Annotated in this window: 1 protein-coding gene and 1 pseudogene; one reads left to right on the forward strand and one right to left on the reverse strand. The window is 59.5% G+C overall.

Annotated elements, in window-relative coordinates; all coding sequences use genetic code 11:
* Nucleotides 1-1,186 (forward strand): annotated as a pseudogene (locus HMPREF2678_RS07440) (hypothetical protein); the annotation flags it as partial.
* 122 nt (nucleotides 1,187-1,308) lie between these two features.
* Here the strand turns inward: HMPREF2678_RS07440 and HMPREF2678_RS07445 are convergent.
* The gene (locus HMPREF2678_RS07445; protein ID WP_070551732.1) at nucleotides 1,309-1,983 is read right to left on the reverse strand and encodes a 3'-5' exonuclease; all 675 of its coding nucleotides are present in this window, start codon (nucleotides 1,981-1,983) and stop codon (nucleotides 1,309-1,311) included.
* Nucleotides 1,984-2,163: the final 180 nt, after the last annotated feature.

Genomic DNA, 2,163 nt, shown 5'->3' on the forward strand with positions numbered 1-2,163 from the left:
GTTCTACCTCGGCGAAGGCCTCTACCAAAGCTCCCTTCCCGGCCCGCGCGATAACTCCAATGGAGGAGAAGGCGACGAGAAGTGGTTCAGCATCAGCGTCCCAGAAGGCAAGAAAGCTCAGGTCTCGGCGAACCTGGTGCCGGTTGGCTTCGAGGGCGGCGACCACATCTACTACAACGTTGACGTCGAGTATAAGAACGATACCTGTGACCACAGTGGATCCGGTTACTACAGCGGTTCCAATTGGCCCGGGCCGCCGGAGGCGGAAACTGTAACGATCGATCCAGAAGAGGACTGTGATCCGACGAAGTACCGCGTGAAGTTGAACCACTCCGGCACCGAAATTGACCACGACCTGCCGGTGGAGATCGTCATCGGTTTCGAGCCCCAGGTCGACGGTTCCGAAGCTGGCCCGAAGAACGATCGTGAAGTCCCAGAGGGCGAAGACAAGGATAAGGTCAAGGTTCCCAGCTCTAAGCCGACGCCGACCCCGGGTGGCACGTCGTACAACAAGGCAACCGAAATCACCCCGGGCACAGTGTCCGACACTCTGGTGCCCGGCGAGACGAAGTTCTACCGCATGAACGTCGACTGGGGCCAGCGCCCCCTCGCGGAAGTGGAATTCGACAAGAAGCACTCGAACGATTCCCGAAATGGGGACATCTACGTCGCATCTCCCCGTCGCATAATCACTTCTAAGGAGACTGTTAAGTCCCTCGATAAGGATGTTCCCGTCACTGCACGAGCTGTGAGTACGCCGTACGTCTTCTACCGCAACAAGGAAGGAAACGTATCCCAAGACAAAGCTTCGGATGCCGGTCAGTGGTACATCATGGTCACTCTCGAGGGCTACAGCGACAACGGAAAGCAGGATAAAGACATCGAGTTCCGCCTGTCGACCGCCTTGGAGGGCAATAAGGTCGATGGACCGGAGTGGCGTCAAACCCTAGAGCCCGGGCCAGCACCATCCCAAGACCCGCCCGGCAGCGGCAACGACGACGGCAGTGGCAACAGTGATGGCGCAGAAAGCGGCGACGGTAACAACGGCGACGAAGCTGCCGCGCAGGCCAAGGACATCGACAACGCGTCCCAGAGCAACACTATCCTCTACATCGGCCTGGGAATCCTAGCGGTGATCCTGGCTGCGGCCGTGGCGGTGTACTTCACCGCCGTGCGCCGCAAGTAGCGGCCGCGCGGCGCGTGCTCAGCTCGCCGTCGCCTCCCCTTCTCGCGGCCTAGTGTTCCCACCGGCTAGGGGTTCCCGCGGGCTGAGGATTCCCACCGGCTAGGGGTTCCCGCGGGCTGGGGTCACTCCGCTAGTGGCCACGCGGTGTTGACCGGCACGTCCTTGCCTTTCTTCTGGAACCATTCCTGCAGAGATTTCTGCGATTCGTAGAACCACGTGGCCTGGGCAAGCATCAATTCATCCGTCGACATTTGCACAATTTCGGGGTACTTGCGCGCCAGCATCCATGCCACACGAGCGGCAGCCACCGCATCTGCCGTCGCCTCGTGGGCATTGTCCAGAACCACACCGTAGTGCTCGCACACACTTTCCAACGTGCGCTTGCCTTTGCGGTACTGATCTTTCGCCCGATCTACGACAAAGGGATCGAACACCGGGCCGTCGACGGTGAAGCTCGGCTCCAACGCTCGCAGCACACTGAGGTCGTAAGCAGCGTTATACACGATCAGCGTGGCACCAGCGCGCCATGCCTCGCGTATCCCTTCGATGGTTTTGGCCAGCACTTCGTCGTGATCCTGGCCGTGTTCGCGGGCGTACTCGGTGGTGATGCCGTGGACGTCAGAGGCCTGCTGCGGAATCTCCACGCCAGGGTCAGCGAGCATTTCAATGTCGTTTCTTTCCCGTCCCTTGATCGTCACCAGTGCGCTGGTGACGATGCGGGCGGTCTTTGGGTCTACGCCGGTGGTTTCCAGGTCGAAGCTCAGCATGTGTGCCGGGTCAAAATGCAGTGCAGTCATGCTGACCACTCTATAACTGTCCCCGGACACCCCCTCGCGGTGTTCGAGAAGAAAACGGTTTTTCTTCACCACACTTTCATCTCTCCGGGAACTTTTCCTTCGCCAGGAGCATTGTGCGGTTGCGCTGCGTCTCACTTCTGAAATTGTCGAGAGTGTCTGATGGTTTGTGTGTGGGTACCT

The sequence above is a fragment of the Corynebacterium sp. HMSC058E07 genome (assembly GCF_001809885.1).
Lineage (GTDB): Bacteria > Actinomycetota > Actinomycetes > Mycobacteriales > Mycobacteriaceae > Corynebacterium > Corynebacterium macclintockiae.